Origin of the sequence: Lysinibacillus sp. A4 (assembly GCF_024919535.1) — a bacterium.
GTDB lineage: Bacteria > Bacillota > Bacilli > Bacillales_A > Planococcaceae > Lysinibacillus > Lysinibacillus capsici.
The window spans coordinates 37488-55458 of sequence record NZ_JANWTB010000003.1; the positions used below are offsets into that span (position 1 = coordinate 37488).

The window sequence follows — 17971 nt, forward strand, 5'->3', positions numbered from 1 at the left end:
TCAATACACGATACCTAGTATACCATTCGAAGGTATGACAGAAAAGCACGCACTTTCGATTTCTTATGTAAAACATCATTTATTTGACGGTACTTTATGGAGAAAGGTTGCCCTATTTCACGCTCTCCTTATATTTCGTCTTCATTATCCTGATATTTTCAGATTCTATCCCTTAATTTGCTGTTTTATCCAACAAAAAAAGGCTATGCCTCCGTGATTGCTCACTTTAGGCACAGCCAATTATCCGTTATTATTTTGCAGCTTGAAATTTAGCTTCTACTACATCCCAGTTTACTACGTTCCAGAAAGCACCGATGTAATCTGGACGACGGTTTTGGTAGTTTAGGTAGTATGCATGTTCCCATACATCTAAGCCTAAAACTGGAGTTTTCCCTTCCATTACTGGAGAGTCTTGGTTTGGAGTAGACGTAACAGCAACTGAGTCACCATCAACGATTAACCAAGCCCAACCTGAACCAAAGCGAGTTGTAGCAGCTTTAGCAAATTCTTCTTTGAAAGCGTCGAAAGAACCGAATTTAGCATCGATTGCTTTTGCTACTTCACCAACTGGTGTATTTGAACCGCCTGGAGCGATTACTTCCCAGAATAATGTATGGTTAGCATGTCCGCCACCGTTGTTGCGTACAGCAGTTTGTTTGTCAGCTGGAAGAGCATCTAGGTTTGCGATTAAGTCGTTAATGTCTTTTTCTGCAAATTCAGTACCTTCTACTGCTGCGTTTAAGTTTGTTACATAAGTATTGTGGTGTTTAGAATGGTGAATTTCCATTGTTTTTGCATCGATATGTGGTTCTAATGCGTCATAAGCGTAAGTTAATTGTGGTAATTCGTAAGCCATTGTAAAGTTCCTCCCTAAAATAAGAAATAATTAGTACATCCTTAGATTATCAAAATTGGTCAAACCATTCAACGAAAAATACTTCAATTTGAAGATTTCAGCCTTTTGACCGAAATACCGATATGTTTACTATCTTACCCTTTTCTCTCACACACTAAACCTTAAAAGAAAGGCATTAAATGGCGATAAAAAATACAATAATCATAACAATTTGAATAACAGCCTTGACAACAGTAGATGTCAAAAAGCCAATTAAAGAACCTACACCACTTTTCACTGCCTCACTAAATGTACGTTTCTCAACGATTAGTTCCGCAATCACAGCCCCTAAAAATGGTCCAATTAAAATCCCTGCCACAGGGATCACAAATGGACCAATTAATAACCCAATGGTGCTCCCCCACATACCAGCATTGGAACCACCAAACTTTTTGATACCAAACGCATTTGCCACAGTATCTGCCCCAAATAACAACACGACAAATAGTATTTCAATGACCCAAAACCACCAGCTTAGCTCTGCGAATGAGAAAAATAAGCCATAGAGCAAAAACCCACCGACTAAAAATAGTACTCCGGGAATAATTGGATATACTAAACCAATAAATGAAATAATAAAGCAGGCAATCACTAAGATCCAGCCAACAACTTCCATAAAGATTCTCTCCTTTTAACGTGCATTGCCTTTCATACGAAATAACAAAGTGAAAAGTTTCATTAATGACGAATGCCTAAAATAGAATCTGCAATATTTACTGCATGGTCTCCTATACGCTCTAGGTTGCTAACGATATCCATATAAACAATTCCTGCAGCCCCACTACACTCATTTGTGTTTAATCGGGCAATATGCTTTTGACGTAGTTTATCTTCCATATCATCAATCAGGCTTTCTAGCTCTGTTACTTCTTGAGCTAAACTTAAGCTAGCTGTATCTAATGCTTCTATACTTTTGCGCACTGCCTCTATGGCTAAACTAAACATACCTATTAAGTCCTGTCGCGCTGATTTACTTAAGCTTACCTCGTGGTGATCCTTGTACTGTAAAAGCTCTAATATATTTTCAAAATGATCCCCAATTCGTTCAAAATCCCTTACATTTGTCAATAAAGTATGATGTCTTACAGAGTCTGCACGGGAAAGAGGCTGCTTAGACACCATTACTAAATAATCAGTAATTTCATTGTCTAGATGATTAAGCCCGACTTCTAGCTGTAGCACCGTCGGAATATGCTCTGTCTCTCCAGATTTCATATATAAAAACGTTTCTTCTAACCCACGCAATGCATGCTCACCCATGCGTAATACCTCTTCTTTAGCTTGACCTAGCGCAATAGCAGGAGAGGAATCAATGAATGAAGGATCTAAATGCTTAGTTGTTACATTGATATGGCCATCATGTCCCGGCAATAGCTTTGTAACTAAGGCTGCGAGTCCAGCAATAAATGGTAGTTGGATCATCATATTAAAGACATTGAATGAGCCATGAGCAATGGCAATCTGCATGCGAGGCTCTAAATGAAATACGCCACTGATCCACTGTACATATTGCATAAACGGTGTGAACAATAACATGAAAATAATCGTCCCAATCACATTAAATAATACATGAGCCGCTGCTGCACGCTTAGCGTAAATAGAAGCACCAAGAGAAGCTAAAACAGCTGTAATGGTCGTGCCAATATTTTCCCCAAACAATATCGGTAATGCACTATTTAAACCAATTAATTGTTCTGCATATAAACCTTGCAATACCCCCACCGTTGCGGTAGAGCTTTGCACAAGTAATGTGAAAATGGTTCCTAAAAATATGCCTAATATCGGTTGATTGCTTAAATGAAGCGTTAACGATGCAAAATCTGCAAGCTGATGTAACGCCTGCATACTAGCACTCATCAACTCTAGCCCTAAAAATAAACCGCCAAAGCCAAATAGAATCTGACCAATATGTTGATACGTTGCTTTCTTTAAGAAAAATAAACAGGCTGCCCCAATTGCCAATAAGGGATAAAAATAGAGTCCAATATTAATACCAATAATAAATGCTGTAATAGTTGTACCAATATTTGCCCCCATGATGACGCCGATTGCTTGACGCAATGTTAAAAAACCAGCACTCACTAATCCTACAGTGATGACTGTTGTGGCAGAACTTGATTGTATGCAAATTGTTACAAATATACCAACCAGGACACCCATAATAGGGTTTGTGGTAAAACGATTTAACCATTCACGTAACCGATCATCCGCTGATTTTTGAAGTCCATCCCCCATGAATTTAATGGAAAATAAAAAGACCCCTAGCCCGCCTAAAAACTGAAAGAGAATGCTTTGCCAATCTATTGTCAATTGTTTTCGCTCCAATTCCTACATCTCTACTACCCTCGTTCTAATCATTAAATGATTCCAAACAAAAAGTAAAGAAATCCTTTAACTTCTTTACATAATGTTAACATTTTAACATCAAGACCCTCCTCATTTATACTTCTTTCATATCTTGTCCTCATTGAACATGTTAAAATATCGATTGGAGGAGATATAGCATGAAACACTCACAGCTTTTTATTGATAGTCTTATACATCCTAAAAAACTAGCAGCCTATCGTTTATTACCTATTGGAAAGGTTATTCAATATACTTTTCTACTGATTACCATTGTGTCCGTATTCTCTTTAGGTCGTTTTGCAGCAGGTATGTCCGTTGATACATTCGATATGGATAGTTTAACTGGTTTAACAGATTACATAGAGGGCATTAAATGGCTCTTATATCCATTCACCTTCCTAATGCTTTTCGTCGTGACAACAATGCTTATTTTTGCACAAATTGCCCTTTATGCTTTAGCAGGGTTATTTATCTTGAAAGCGATGAAGCGTCGGGGTGAGTATCGCCATATCTGGAGAACAACTACCTTTGCGATCACTTGGGCTACGTTACTTTCGATGTTAGCAGACTATCTGCCCGTTAGCAGTTCTGTTATCACTGTACTATCTTTATTTTTAACCATTTCTCTATTAATTGTGGCCTTTACAAAATATCCAAAACAACCAAATATAAAATAATGTGCATGAATCCCCTCTCTTCTCAATATAGTGTAGAAAAGGAGGGGATTTTTTGCGAGCATTCATCTTAACAACTATCATCATCGTAATTGCCTTTGTCGTCAAAGTAGATTTAACAGAAGGGTCCATCCCACTTGCGGCTTTATCCACAAAGAGCTCAGAAAACGGACTTTGTGAACAACAGCGTGAGCCAAATTATATTACTGTACAAACGATTGAAGGAGATACCATTCATAGTTTATTTGCTCTACACCCTGCTAAAGTTCCCATGACCTTTCCAGAACGCTTACAACTTTTTTACAACTTAAACCCACACTTACAATTACAAGCACTAGTTCCAGGTGAAAATATCAAGCTTCCTCTCTCATTTGAGCTTGAAAACAAATGCGGAAAATGAAAAGTTAGCGTTTCTTCCTTGTCCTTATTTTCTTACACTGCTAAAATAAATGACAGTGACGGCTGAAAATAGTGGCCCGAAAAGGAGAGAAAGTTAATGAGTGAAATTTGTCACCGTTCAAATACACGTCCTGTGCGTGTCGGTAACTTAACAATTGGTGGTAGTAATGAATTATTCATTCAAAGTATGTGTACAACCAAAACACATGATGTAGAAGCAACAGTTGCAGAAATTCTTCGTCTTGAGGAAGCAGGCTGTCAAGTTGTTCGTGTTGCTGTACCAGATGAACGTGCAGCGGACGCGATTGCCGAAATCAAAAAACGTATTCATATTCCATTAGTAGCTGATATTCATTTTGATTATAGATTAGCATTAAAAGCCATTGAAAATGGTATTGATAAAGTACGTATTAATCCAGGTAATATTGGTCGTAAAGAAAAAGTGGAAGCTGTTGTTAATGCAGCCAAAGCAAAAGGTATACCAATTCGTATTGGTGTAAATGCCGGTTCATTAGAGCGACATATTTTAGAAAAATACGGTTATCCTACGGCTGATGGTATGGTAGAATCTGCTCTACACCATATTAAAATTTTGGAAGACTTGGACTTCCACGATATTATCGTATCAATGAAGGCATCTGACGTTAACCTTGCCATTGAAGCCTATGAAAAGGCGTCTAAAGCCTTTAATTATCCGCTACATTTAGGGATTACAGAATCAGGAACATTATTTGCTGGTACTGTAAAATCAGCAGCAGGTCTTGGAGCCATCCTATCAAAAGGTATAGGAAACACATTACGTATCTCCCTTTCCGCTGACCCTGTAGAAGAGGTTAAAGTAGCACGGGAACTATTAAAATCCTTTGGCCTCGCTTCTAATATGGCAACTTTGATTTCTTGCCCAACATGTGGACGCATTGAAATTGATTTAATTTCTATTGCAAATGAAGTAGAAGAATATATTTCAAAATTAAATGTACCGTTAAAAGTGGCTGTTCTAGGCTGTGCGGTAAACGGTCCTGGAGAAGCGCGTGAGGCAGATATCGGTATTGCTGGTGCCCGTGGTGAAGGCTTGTTATTCATGAAGGGGAAAACAGTCCGTAAAGTGCCAGAAGAAACAATGGTGGAAGAACTGAAGAAAGAAATTGATAAATTAGCAGCAGAAATGGAAGAAAAACGTGCAGCGGAAGAAGCTCAAAAAGCGAATGCCTAAGGAGGTGCTAGCATGAAAAAGCCCTGCTTTGGTATTGATATTGATGGGACTGTGACATGTCCAAGTACACTCATTCCACATATTAATAAACAGTACAATGTAAATATTACGCTAGATGATGTTTGTGAATATGATTTTTTATCTGCCTTCCCACACCCTATTGACCGAAGTGCCTTTAATACTTGGTTTAAGGAAAATGAACCTTATATGTACGAAGTCTCTGAGGTGGCAAAAGATGCAAAAAATATTCTAAGCGCTTGGAAAAATAATTTTGAGCTGTATTATATTTCTGCACGTGGTGAAAATGTAGCAGACATCACTGTCAATTGGTTTAAATCGCAAGCTATACCTTACGACCATATCGAGCTTCTCGGCAGCCATGATAAACTAGCCGCTGCAAAAAAACATCGTGTAGAAGCTTTCTTTGAGGATAAGCATGATAATGCGGTGATGCTGGCAGAGGAATTAAAAATACCTGTTGTGTTATTTGATACACCTTATAATCGTCTTGCCGTTCCTAATAATGTTGTAAGGGTTTATAACTGGCAGGAAGCGAATCAATTTATTACACAATTTTTCAAATAAGTATTAAGAGCTGTAGGCAAGGTTGGATGAAAATTTCACCTTGCCTACAGCTCTTTTAATTTAATATTGAAATTTAGCTAGTGCTGCCTGTAAAGAGTCCGTCATAGCTGTTAATTGTTGGGCTTTGCTATTGATGTCATGAACCGCTAAATTCTGCTGTTCCATCGTTGCCAATAACTCCTCTGTTCCTGCTGAGGATTGCTGGCTAACAGCTGTCATATTTTCCACTGCACGTACAACCTCCTGCGTCTCCCTTTGAATGACACTGGAGGCAGCTGTCACATTATCGATTTGCGCTACTGTATCGACAATATGGCGTAAAATCGCATCAAGTGCCTGCTTATTGGCATCAATATATTGCGTATTGTTTTCCACAGCTAAGACAACACTTTGCATAGCATCACTAGCCTTTGCTGCTTCCCTCACAACCATATCAATAATGGAGGCGATTTGGCTCGTTGATTTGGCTGATTCCTCTGCAAGCTTTCGTACTTCCTCTGCCACAATCGAAAAGCCCTTGCCATGCTCACCTGCACGAGCAGCTTCTATCGCCGCATTTAATGCTAATAAATTTGTTTGACCTGCAATAGCATTAATGACTTGTAAAATACGATTAATTTCTGTTGATTGGTCACTGAGCTGTTGGACGACCATAGCTGTCAGTGACACTTTTTCAGACATCACTTCCATCCCTTGAATAGACTGCTCTGCATGAATTAAACCTTGTTTAGAAGACGCTGTTGTATGCTGAGAATCCTGAAGCATTTCTTCAATTGCCATTTGAATTGCTTGCAATTTCTGCTCAACCTCTTGTGTAACGCCTAATGTGGTAGATGCCTGTTCGGCTTGTACAGTAGCACCTGTCGCCAACTCACTTGTTGTGGTTAACACCTGTTCGATACTGATGCTCATATCATTGGTAGAAGCACGTAATTCTCCGCTGTATACATTCACCTGATTGGAAATATGTGTAGCTGCTTGTAACAGCTCGCGCATATTGTCTGTCATATGATTCATTGCATGTGCAAGCTCACCAATTTCATCCTTCGAACGAACCTGTAACGGCTCCACTGCTAAATTTCCACCAGCAATAGTTTTGACCTGTTCCACTGTCTGAACCACTGGTTTGACGATCCGTTGAGCTATCCAAGTAATGGCACCAACTAATACAATAATACCAATAATAGCTAGTAGTATCGATAACCACATTGCCTCACTTGCGGCGGCCATTACCTCTTCAGATGGAATAATTACCTGCAATGCCCACGGTGTCGACGTTTGACCAATTTGGATAGGTGAGACAGCAATAAAGGAAGCTTCCTGCAAATAGGTTGAATAATCCTCTACTAGATAGGGTTTGCCCTGCTCAACAGCAGACAAAATTTTATCCGCACTTTTATATTTCTCCATTTCAGTCACTGGTCTATTGACATAATCAGGAGATGGATGGGAAACAAATGACCCCTTATGAGACACAATGGCACTATACCCTGTATCATATAGTACGATTTTATTATTAATGGCAACCAATGTTTCTAAGCTTATATCAATTCCAACAAGACCAACGACTTTTCCATCTATTTGAATAGGGATAGCTGTGGACGTCATTAATACTTCTTGACCATCAATTGGGTAAGTGAGCGGCTCTAAAATAACCTCTTGTTTCAACGTTTTAGGTAATACATAATAATCACTAGTTTCATAGTCTTCTAGAGGAGCAAGCGTCACACCTTTGTTGCTGCGTGCCCAATATGGAAGGAAACGCCCTGATGTATCATGCCCTTTCAAATTGGCAAAATGAGCATCTTGTCCATCAAAGGCATTTGGCTCCCAAATTGTCCAAACCCCTAGAAAGGTGTCATTTTGTTCGAGTAATTGTTTGAGCATCTCGTTTGCTAAATCACGATCTCCCTTATGATTAGCTACCATTGTTTGGAGATTAGAGGCTACTGTCCTTGCTGTATCCATCGCATAATCAAGTTCCATTTGCATTTGATATGCACTTTCGGACGCCCTCGATTGAGCAAGCTGTCGTGCATCCTCCACTGCTAATGAATTAGTTTTTACAATATTGACACTTAAAATAATGATGAACACAAACATCATTGTAGATAACGTTGTCAGTAAAATTTTATGTAGTAATTTCATATGTACCAGCTCCTGCCTATAGCAACTAAATAAATAATAGCATTTATGCGACAATAAATAACAAAATATTCAGAAAAATTTTTTCTTTAGAAAGTAACTCACAATATAGCTGCATGTCATCCCGTTGTACAGAAGATGACACGCAACCTTAGTTCTCTACTAAGAATGAAATTTTGCTAGTGTTTGTTGTAAGGAGTTCGTCATACCAGATAAGCTTTCCGCCATATTTTTCAGCTCATGAACCGCGGTATTTTGCTGCTCCATCGTTGCTAATAGCTCCTCTGTTCCTGCTGAGGACTGCTGGCTGACAGCCGTCATATTTTCCACTGCCCGCACTACCTCTACTGTTTCCTTTTGAATTAAATGAGAGGCAGTTGTCACTTCGTCAATTTGCGCTACAGTATCATTGATATGCTGTAAGATGGCATCAAGTGCTTGTTTATTAAATTTTGAATCTGGTACGCGATATTAGATGTTTCTGCTTGTGCCATTTTTTGAGCTGTTTCTATCGTTAAATTTTTTGTTTGATAAATATTCACAGCTGTTAGAATTACGAATACCTACTGTTCCAATGACAGTTGTGAGAATTTTCCCCAATAAATTCATATGCATCATCCCCTTTAGATAGAAAGTAATAGATAGGTAACCAATTAAGCTAATTATAGCATCATTAGATATGAGTAAAGTATCTCGTTTAAGAGTAAATATGTATTTTTTATAGATAAAAACTCCTGTTTCCAGGAGTTTTTTAAAGTACAGCTCATTATATGTCAAGTATGCCTCGTAGCCAACGCTCCACAAAGTTTTCAAACGTAATCCCATAAGTATCATAAACAGCATGATAAACAAAATATGTTCCTAATCGATCAAGCATTTCATCATTAATTTTCATCACAAACCGCTCCCATTCTTTTGTTTTTTTACTAAATATTCAGACTTATATAATTCTCAAATGCCGAACAATCAAGTGGAGGTCGCATCGTTGCAAAACCGTCACAAACTACCGCCTTCATGCCCTTTCTTCATATTTTTCTTTTCGTTAAGATAGTTATAACAACTTACTAGACTGGAGGGACTACTTGTGAAATGGATGACAAAAGTTGCTTGTATCACATGCATCTGCGCACTACTTTCTGGCTGTGGTGGTCGATTTTCAGAAATTAAAGATGCTGCCTCAGGCATCAATTCAGCTGCTAATTCCGCAGCTAGTGCAGTTAGCCGAGATGTCCATGCAATACGTGCTCTAGACATTAACTATAAAGATACATCGTTTACGGTTAATGACCTATTTAAAACTATTTTACGTGACATACGCTGGGATTATGACCTTGAAAAAAATGAGCTACATGTGAGAGGTACTTGGCAGCCTCCACTATTTTCTGATCAGGCGTGGAGTGACGATATGAAAGAAAAGCTTACTGAATCAGGCTTTGTGACTGTTACCTGTCAAATAATTGACGACAAAATTGATAGCCAACAAACGAGCATAACACTTACATATAATGATGAAATTCTCTTACAAAAAAATGGTGAGGAAGCACTCCATCACCTATACGATACTTATTTACTTCCTTAAACCTAGGAACGTCTCTACCATTTAATCATGGTAGAAACGTTCTTTTTTTGTAAAAAATCTTATAATTTCGAAATATCAAAGGCTATCATTTGAATAAACTAAAACCATCACGTTATAATCAAAGTATCACGTGATGGTTTGGAGGTGTTTGCATTGGGACAGAAAAATTAAAGATTGGCGAGCTTGCAGAAAAAACAGGCATTACTAAACGAACAATTGATTACTATACAAATATTGGTTTGCTAGATGCAGAACGTTCTGCAGCAAATTATCGCTACTATGACCAAGCCATGATTAAACGGCTTCAATTTATTGAACAGCGCAAACAACAGGGGCTTTCACTTGTACAAATCCAACATGAGTTAAACATCACACCCTATGAAGAAATCGATGTACAGGTGCTTCGTTTAAAAATGCAAGATTTAGAGCATGATGTTACATCTCTGCTCGCACAAATGAACAAGCAAGATGATAAAAAAATTGAAACGATTAAGAAAAATGTTTCACCCGAAAGTATTGCATTAATGCAATCTTTATTATTACTCATTCATAATTAGGAGGTGACGTTCTGTTTTTACAGAACGACTATTTGGAGACCATAATAAACCTATCGATTTTTACCATTCTATTAGCTTTAACAGGCTTTTTCGTGGCAACAGAATTTGCCATTGTAAAAGTACGTTCCTCAAGACTCGATCAGCTGGTTGCAGAAGGCAATAAAAAAGCAGTTGCTGCTAAACATGTTGTTCAACACTTAGATGAATACTTATCAGCGTGTCAATTAGGGATTACTGTAACCGCTCTTGGTATCGGGATGGTTGGTGAAAAAACTTTTGAATTTATGCTTCACCCGCTATTCGAAATAATCGGCATTTCTGATAAATATATGACGATCTTTACAATTGGAACAGCCTTTGCCATTGCTACATTTTTACATGTAGTGGTCGGCGAATTAGCCCCAAAAACAGCTGCCATTCAAAAAGCTGAATCCATTACACTTCTTTTTGCAAAACCCATTATGTTTTTCTATAAGATCATGTATCCATTTATTTGGTTCTTGAACGGTTCTGCACGCGTGTTAGTTGGCTTATTCGGAATGAAACCTGCTAGCGAACATGAGCTATCTCATACAGAGGAAGAATTGCGATTATTACTGTCTGAAAGCTTTAAGAGTGGTGAAATCAATAAATCTGAGCTCAAATATGTCAATAACGTCTTTGAATTTGATGAACGTATTGCTCGTGAAATCATGGTTCCCCGAACAGAAATTATTGGGATTGAACAAAATGAATCTTTTACAAACATTATTCATTACATCGCTTCTGAAAAATATACGCGTTACCCGATCTATGATGGGGACCGAGATAATATATTAGGTTTCATCAATGCGAAAGAACTATTAACGCAGGGTCTACTTGAACAACTTACAGACGACTCCTTAGTTCTAGAAGATTTCATAAATCCTGTCATTCGCGTAATTGAAACAATGCCCATTCAAGAATTACTTGTACGTATGCAAAAGGAACGAATCCATATGGCTATCCTAATGGATGAATATGGTGGTACATCTGGTCTTGTAACGGTTGAAGATATTTTAGAAGAAATTGTTGGTGAAATTCGAGATGAGTTTGATGATGATGAAATTGCGGATATTCGAAAAATTACAGATCATCACTATTTATTAAATGCAAAAATGCTTGTGGAAGATGTAGAAAATCTATTAAACATTACCCTGGATGCTGAAGAAGTGGAAACATTAGGTGGTTGGTTCTTAACTGTGAATAACGGCATTAAAGCTTCAAAAAATATTGAGCTAGGCTCCTATATTTTTAGCATCTATGAGCAACAAGGTCATCAAATTCATTATATAGAGGTTCGTCCTCTTCGAAAAAGTCTACCTCTTAAAACAGAGGTTCAATCGTAACAGTAGGAAACAGTATTCCTTATTCCATTATTAGCCATTTCACTATATAATGAATAGAGAAAATGATTTTAGTTGCAGGGGGCCATACACATGACATTATTTAAGCTATATCATTCAGATGGTATTCACATTATTACTGATGTAAAAAAACACAAAACAAATATTGAGTTAAAAACAATCACAGGAGAAGTTCTATTTATTATCGTGGTAACAGATGAAAATTACACAGTCTACGATGATCGGTTTGCAGGAGCTTCCAAACAATTAAATTCAGTGGAGGCTTTCGATATTGATGGGAGTTTTCGTAGTTTAGATTTCGATAATATGCGCTCTCTATTTAAAGAATCTTTTACAAAGCTTTTACAAGAGATTGCTGTGTGTGTCAAAAATAAAGAGGAGCTTGTGGATATTGATACACTCCGCCATAAAGTCAGCGCACAGATTAAAGGCATCCACTTCAGGGTGATCTCGGATACGAAAAAATATGAAATCTAACATCCAACAGACTGTCCATTAGGGGCAGTCTGTTTTTATTTTACGCGACCTCTGCCACTTCTCAAGGGGAAAGAAAAACACGCTTCTTTACTTTCATGTATAATGGAACTTAACAATCTGAAAATAAGGGGTGTTAGGATGAATCGTGAACAATTAATCACACTCGTTTCAGAAAAACTGAAATTAATCCGTACAGAAAAAGCTTTCACACAGGATCAAATGAGTGATTTACTAGGATTATCAAAAAAAACACTTGTCCAAATTGAAAAGGGCCGTATACTAGCTGGCTGGACAACCACTGTTACAGTTTGCACATTGTGTAGAGACAGTACGATTTTACAGCATGAGCTTGGTGGTGATCCATTAGAGGTTGTAGATTTAATCGCAAATAATGGAACATTGCAGCCAAAAGAGAAAACAATGGGTGGATACATATGGTGGAAAAACATTCAGGAGTATGGTGGTTTTCGACTACAGCAAAACGTCATCAGTCAGCATTATCGCATTTTAGACAGCAATAATTTTCGCCTCATTTCAACATTTGATGAACAAATAGCGAAGCAAGCATGGGAAAAACTACAGATATAATTATTAAGTCAAACAGTAGGAGCATTGCAATTTGCTTCTGCTGTTACGTTTCAAGCATTTCCCTCCTCTCATCACCCATCTTCTCTAGACAAATGAATAAAGCTATAAAAACATCCTTCATATGATAAACATAGTAGTAAGAGAATTGTTTCTTTAAAAATTCTATGAAAAAAGCTAGGAGAAGCTAGAAAAGTCGAAACTTGTAGAATAATTCTCTATACTTAAGGGTAAAGCTGTACTATTAGAAAGGATGCTCGTAAATGAACCGTATACTAGCAATTAGTGACATACATGGAGAATTAGGGCTACTGGAAGAATTATTATTAAAAGCAAACTATGACCCAATGAACGACCAGCTTTTTCTTCTTGGTGATTATATTGATAGAGGGCCCTCTTCTAGTGGTGTGTTAAATTTAGTGAGTGAATTACAGACAAAAGGTGCACGAGTTTTACTAGGCAATCATGAGGCGATCATGCTCCATGCATGCCGTTCAGGTCTTGCTAAGCCATGGAACCATTGGGTAGGGCTTTGTGGTGGTGAGGCAACATTAGCAAGCTATGGCTATCAGTTGGCAGACTTTGAGGAAGCCATCCAAAGTAATACTCTGCCTAGCTTTATTAAAACGCTCCCTAAGCTTGAAGAACATTTACAGTTAATCGAGACATTTGAAATATATATTGAGTTAGAGGATGCTATTTTCGTCCACGGTGGCGTTGTGCCCGGTGCTGCAATAGCCGAAACTGACCCCATGCGCTTACTTTGGATTCGTGAGGAATTCCACGCAGGCTATCAAGGGGAAAAAACAGTAATCTTTGGCCATACCCCTACGTATAACCTGCATCATGATCCAACCGATTATCGTGTTTATTTCGGAGAAAATAATATTATTGGCATTGATGGTGGCGCTGTGTTTGGCGGACAGTTACATGCATTCGAGTGGCCTAGCCGCCAAATCATTTCTGTCAACAATAAAAAACCAACAAGTGACGAGTAAACTTGTTGGTTTTTATTTTCGTAATTGTTTTCGCACAACTTTATTTTTTTCAGGGCAATTTTTGAAAAATTAATATAACTTAAAAATAACTCCTACTAGCGAGTACACAATAACAGTTGTGAATAGTATAGTCATATGGAATAGGGAAAAAACAAACATTTTGGTAGCCCATTTCACTTGATCTGTATTACTATGATAACCGTAAATACTCATCACTAGCCAAGCAACACTTAAGATCAATGCCACAAGCATGATGCCTACACTTAGCGAGCCAAATAAAAAGCTTGATAGAATCAATAGTATTAAATAGAAATTGGTTTGATAATACGTTCGACGCATCCCTTTGATAACTGGTAGCATGGGTACACTGGCTGCTTCATAGTCTACACGTTTGCGAATGGCAATAGCATAAAAGTGAGGCATTTGCCAAATGACCATAACAAAAAATAAACCAAGTATCGCTGGGTGTGTAATATCTGTAGATACAGCAGACCAACCTATTAATGGTGGCACCGCACCACTAATACTACCGATTTCTGTATTATATATCGTACGACGCTTTGTCCACATTGTATAAGGGACTACATATAGGAATACGCCTAATAATCCAAATGCCGCTGCTAAAGGTGAAGCAAGTGCCAACACAGCTACGCCAATAATTAACATTACAACAGCTAATGATAAAGTCGATTTTGCTGACATTTCACCCGTTACAGTTGGTCTGCTTTGTGTACGAGGCATAATTGCATCAATATCACGATCATAGACATTATTAAAGGCCCCCGCAGCTCCAATGACAAGGGCGGAACCGATTGTTGAAAAAATAATTTCTGGTATATTGTCTACAAATGTCATTTTATTTTTGTACATGCCTAGCGTTAAACCAGCCCACATAGGTATTAAATTGGATTTGATAATCCCTGTCTTGACGGTTTGCGCTAAAATAGAAGAACGTGATGACTTCCCTCTTGTTTTTTCGGAGGATAGTGGTTTATGCTCCGTTTTCAGATTTTGTTCCATTCAGCTTAATTCCTTTTCTCCATAATTTCTACACGCTTTCATCGATAGAAAGCGACAAAATTTGCATCTAGCACATCAAATTATTATTTTACCCCTTTTAGATCTGTTCTGTCTCTCTTTTCACATAAAGTACATGTTTTTCATCTAACAAAGCACGTTCATTCACAACATCTACTATGATACCACCGACTGACGTGAATTTGAACCTTCTTGCCTCGATTCTTCCAAACACTATTGGAGAAAAATAATTTGATAATAGGTCATACTACGATAGCCAAAAAAACCGAGACAAATTTTTGCCTCGGATTTCCTTTTATTGAATTTCCTCCTGTAGTTGCTGCGCTAAAAATGCCACTAGATCACGAAGATTATCGGGTGTTACACCATGTCCATCTGGGTATTGTTTAAATGTCACCGTAGCACCAAATTGTTCAAAGATCTCCTTGCTTTCCATTCCCCATTGAGATGGGATTACATAATCATAATCACCGTGCGAAATAAAAGCATGTAAATGTTCTACAGAACGAATAGCGTATTCCTCCGTCACAAACTTTGGCGTATAGCCACTTAATGCAACAATACCCGTCACTAAATTCCCCATCACAAAGGCCAGTGATTGTGCTAAAACCGCCCCTTGGCTAAAGCCTAAAACAAATACTTTATGAGGATCGATTTGATATTCTTCGATGGCCTCTAATATAAATCGTTGCAATGCAATCAACACTTTATCGAAGATTGCACGATCTGGTTGCCCCACCTCTTGAATGGTAAAAAAAGCATAGCCAGGATGTTGAGTAATTGGCCCTCGCAAGCTAAATATATGACATTGCTCTTGAAAATCTTGCACTAATTGTGGTAAATCATCTTCATGGCTGCCCATGCCATGAAGCAAAAAAATAGCAGGGTATTTCTTCGTAGGGTCCATATTTGTTGGTTGTGTATGGTTAAAAGTAAATGGTGTATTCATTAATCAAATTCCTTTCACGTGAAGCTTTGTAACAAAATTAGTGTAATTTTGTTTTATTAATTAATCCATCAGTATGATAGGCAATATAGCCATTGACAATTCGTATCGTTTCTTGTGGATCTGCGTTAAAGAGTATTTTTGACTGCTCTGGCGTTGATACAAGCACGGTTAATAAATCCATACGCATGGAATGCCCAGCAGAGCTATAGGCATAATCATAAATAATCGCTTCCTCTGTCATGCCTTCTGTCTCATATTGCTTATGGAATAAATTCTTTGCAGCATCCAATTGCTCTGCCACTTGTTGACGAATTCGCATCTGATGCATTAATAATTCCTCTTCAAGAGCTGATGGCTTTAGCCACTCCTTAGCTTGAAGCATTTTTAGAAATTCCTGCTGCCAAGCCTGTTCATTCTCAGTAAAATAAAGCATATTAATCATCAACATGTCCCAAAAATCCATAGATGTTGCGGCTGATTGTCGCTGCATAGTAATTGTTTCTTTAAAATGCTCTTCCACTTTTGTAATATTCATATTGCGAACTAAATGATTACATACGTTTTCTATAAACTTATTTGCCGCTTCTTGTGCCATAAAAAATCCGTCCTTTATATCTACAAATCATTTTCTTTCTTATCATACCATGATTGTGAAATATGGCAACGAACCCGGCTCACTAGATTTCTCAGTAAAAAAGATGTCTCCATATGCATTGGAGACATCCTCACTGTGTTGGAAAACAAAATCATCCAAAGTATTTTTTGAAAGGTGAAAAGAGATTTTCGTTGAAGACTACTTGCTTTCCTGTGGGCGAGCGCCAAATTGTTTCCTCCGTTACCGATCCATGCAGGGGCTCGCCTGTCTCGCTATCCAACGGGAGTCAAGTAGGCTCCCACTCCACTCTATAAAAATGTATCTTCTTAGCAAAATCAATTAAAGTGAAGGTATTTACTACTCATTTTATGGAGAGGTGGTGTCACGCTTCACTTCTCCACATGGAAAATAAGAGCCTATTCCCTCTAAGAATACAAATAATGGGCCATTTGATTGCTATGCTCCTATGAAAAAAGTAAAGACACTTTGCAGAATGATTGATTGGAGTGGAGCCAGCCTCAGTCTTAGGGAATTTAGCTTCACAGGTGAGACCCTGAAGCAAACGCAAGTGAGTGAAGCGTCTCATCGGACGACCCCTGGAAAGGACGCTGGCGGAACGGAAATCAACCCTCTCCCTTGCCAAAAGGTCTTTTTTCGCTGTTGACATAATCTTATTTCAAGAAAATAAGGATGTCTCCATATACATTGGGGACATCCGCATAGTGTTGTAAAGTAATTATCGTTTGTGAAAGGTGAAAATAGGAATCCCTAAATATCAGGAGAAAACATAGCTATCCATATTATCTACTGTATTTTGAATGGCCTCTTTCAATGACCGCTGTTGTTCGCCACAAGAAGCTAGTGCATCCTCTAAGGTGATTGCTGCATTCGCCATAAATGGAGCCATTTGCAAATCCTTAGCTAATTGAATTAGTACGAGCGCTTTATTCCATTTCCAACGAGGATTTGTTGGATCTAGCTGTATCGCTTGTTCTAAATAACCGAGCGCATCAAATGGCATCCAACCAAAACGATGCATCGTCTGCCCTGTGATTCCCCAGTAGACAGCCTTATTCGGATTTTGCTTTACTGCTTGCTGAAAGCAGTGAACACTCTCATTGTATTGATGTGCGAATAGGAACAGCTCCCCCTGTGTAAAAAAAGATTGCGCCTTGTCTGCGGGTGTTCCAGTTTTTGCGACTTCCTCCAATTGCTGAATACGCTTCGCAAATGACTCTTCATCTTTTATTGCCCGTATATCTGCAACTAGATCTGATTCTGGATAGCTTTCATCAGCTCGTTCCACATGCTGTACTTCGAGATGAGCAGTTGGCTTTGGATAACGATCATATTCATATTCTTCTAATAATCGAATATATTTTTGTGCCAATACTTTGTCCTCTTCGTTTGTCACCTGCTTCGCTAATTCATAGCATTTCATCAGTTCACCATTATAAAAATAATCATCCATTGACATTCAGAATTCCTCCAGTGTACAACTATTCAGTATTTTTAGTATACACTACAAAAACAAAAGAGACCGTATCTAAA

20 protein-coding genes are annotated in these 17971 nt (G+C 38.1%); 10 read left to right on the top strand and 10 right to left on the bottom strand.

Annotation, left to right across the window (positions count from 1 at the left end):
* Positions 1–250 precede the first annotated feature (250 nt).
* The 3 genes from NY607_RS05495 to NY607_RS05505 all read right to left on the bottom strand — a co-directional run bounded on the left by NY607_RS05495 (position 251) and on the right by NY607_RS05505 (position 3205).
* Positions 251–856: a superoxide dismutase gene (locus tag NY607_RS05495; RefSeq protein WP_016995356.1), complete on the bottom strand. Its 606-nt coding sequence runs from the start codon at positions 854–856 to the stop codon at positions 251–253.
* Positions 857–1031: 175 nt separating this feature from the next.
* On the bottom strand, positions 1032–1511 hold the full coding sequence (locus NY607_RS05500; protein WP_004230999.1) for a DUF456 domain-containing protein: 480 nt from the start codon (positions 1509–1511) through the stop codon (positions 1032–1034).
* A gap of 62 nt (positions 1512–1573) precedes the next feature.
* Positions 1574–3205, bottom strand: a complete 1632-nt coding sequence (locus NY607_RS05505; protein WP_054548525.1) for a Na/Pi cotransporter family protein — start codon at positions 3203–3205, stop codon at positions 1574–1576.
* 194 nt (positions 3206–3399) lie between these two features.
* On the opposite strand from NY607_RS05505, the gene NY607_RS05510 reads away from it, so the two are divergent.
* From NY607_RS05510 to NY607_RS05525, 4 genes are all read left to right on the top strand, one after another.
* Complete coding sequence (locus NY607_RS05510; RefSeq protein WP_103118434.1) at positions 3400–3918, top strand: DUF1189 family protein; 519 nt, start codon at positions 3400–3402, stop codon at positions 3916–3918.
* Positions 3919–3970: 52 nt separating this feature from the next.
* Positions 3971–4315, top strand: coding sequence for a hypothetical protein (locus NY607_RS05515; RefSeq protein WP_004230996.1), 345 nt, complete (start codon positions 3971–3973; stop codon positions 4313–4315).
* Between the two features lie 96 nt (positions 4316–4411).
* Positions 4412–5527, top strand: a complete 1116-nt coding sequence (gene ispG / locus NY607_RS05520) for a flavodoxin-dependent (E)-4-hydroxy-3-methylbut-2-enyl-diphosphate synthase (protein ID WP_004230987.1) — start codon at positions 4412–4414, stop codon at positions 5525–5527.
* Positions 5528–5539: 12 nt separating this feature from the next.
* Positions 5540–6112 (top strand): 5' nucleotidase, NT5C type, encoded by a 573-nt coding sequence (locus tag NY607_RS05525; protein ID WP_259419298.1) that lies wholly within the window; start codon positions 5540–5542, stop codon positions 6110–6112.
* A gap of 60 nt (positions 6113–6172) precedes the next feature.
* Here NY607_RS05525 and NY607_RS05530 read toward each other — a convergent pair whose 3' ends face one another.
* The 3 genes from NY607_RS05530 to NY607_RS05540 form a co-directional block, all read right to left on the bottom strand.
* Positions 6173–8260 (bottom strand): methyl-accepting chemotaxis protein, encoded by a 2088-nt coding sequence (locus tag NY607_RS05530; protein ID WP_259419299.1) that lies wholly within the window; start codon positions 8258–8260, stop codon positions 6173–6175.
* A 159-nt stretch (positions 8261–8419) separates the two neighbouring features.
* Positions 8420–8587, bottom strand: a complete 168-nt coding sequence (locus NY607_RS05535) for a hypothetical protein (protein WP_259419300.1) — start codon at positions 8585–8587, stop codon at positions 8420–8422.
* 436 nt (positions 8588–9023) lie between these two features.
* Positions 9024–9152, bottom strand: coding sequence for a hypothetical protein (locus tag NY607_RS05540; protein ID WP_255349862.1), 129 nt, complete (start codon positions 9150–9152; stop codon positions 9024–9026).
* Between the two features lie 198 nt (positions 9153–9350).
* On the opposite strand from NY607_RS05540, the gene NY607_RS05545 reads away from it, so the two are divergent.
* The 6 genes from NY607_RS05545 to NY607_RS05570 all read left to right on the top strand — a co-directional run bounded on the left by NY607_RS05545 (position 9351) and on the right by NY607_RS05570 (position 13838).
* Positions 9351–9836, top strand: a complete 486-nt coding sequence (locus NY607_RS05545) for a hypothetical protein (RefSeq protein ID WP_231595623.1) — start codon at positions 9351–9353, stop codon at positions 9834–9836.
* Positions 9837–10051: 215 nt separating this feature from the next.
* Positions 10052–10393, top strand: coding sequence for a MerR family transcriptional regulator (locus tag NY607_RS05550; RefSeq protein ID WP_233732834.1), 342 nt, complete (start codon positions 10052–10054; stop codon positions 10391–10393).
* 32 nt (positions 10394–10425) lie between these two features.
* On the top strand, positions 10426–11760 hold the full coding sequence (locus NY607_RS05555) for a hemolysin family protein (protein WP_048392236.1): 1335 nt from the start codon (positions 10426–10428) through the stop codon (positions 11758–11760).
* Between the two features lie 90 nt (positions 11761–11850).
* Positions 11851–12255 carry a hypothetical protein gene (locus NY607_RS05560; protein WP_004227282.1) on the top strand — a complete coding sequence of 135 codons (405 nt, stop codon included), beginning with the start codon at positions 11851–11853 and terminating at the stop codon, positions 12253–12255.
* A gap of 138 nt (positions 12256–12393) precedes the next feature.
* On the top strand, positions 12394–12843 hold the full coding sequence (locus NY607_RS05565) for a helix-turn-helix transcriptional regulator (RefSeq protein ID WP_009370152.1): 450 nt from the start codon (positions 12394–12396) through the stop codon (positions 12841–12843).
* A gap of 260 nt (positions 12844–13103) precedes the next feature.
* Complete coding sequence (locus NY607_RS05570) at positions 13104–13838, top strand: metallophosphoesterase (RefSeq protein WP_259419301.1); 735 nt, start codon at positions 13104–13106, stop codon at positions 13836–13838.
* 69 nt (positions 13839–13907) lie between these two features.
* Here the strand turns inward: NY607_RS05570 and cyoE are convergent, their stop codons facing one another.
* The 4 genes from cyoE to NY607_RS05590 all read right to left on the bottom strand — a co-directional run bounded on the left by cyoE (position 13908) and on the right by NY607_RS05590 (position 17897).
* Entirely contained in the window at positions 13908–14858 is a 951-nt protein-coding gene (gene cyoE / locus NY607_RS05575; RefSeq protein ID WP_048392234.1) for a heme o synthase, read from the bottom strand.
* 313 nt (positions 14859–15171) lie between these two features.
* Positions 15172–15825 (bottom strand): alpha/beta hydrolase, encoded by a 654-nt coding sequence (locus NY607_RS05580; RefSeq protein ID WP_066036432.1) that lies wholly within the window; start codon positions 15823–15825, stop codon positions 15172–15174.
* A gap of 37 nt (positions 15826–15862) precedes the next feature.
* Complete coding sequence (locus NY607_RS05585; RefSeq protein WP_131520584.1) at positions 15863–16420, bottom strand: hypothetical protein; 558 nt, start codon at positions 16418–16420, stop codon at positions 15863–15865.
* Between the two features lie 775 nt (positions 16421–17195).
* Positions 17196–17897, bottom strand: coding sequence for a tetratricopeptide repeat protein (locus tag NY607_RS05590; RefSeq protein WP_131520583.1), 702 nt, complete (start codon positions 17895–17897; stop codon positions 17196–17198).
* Positions 17898–17971 lie beyond the last annotated feature (74 nt).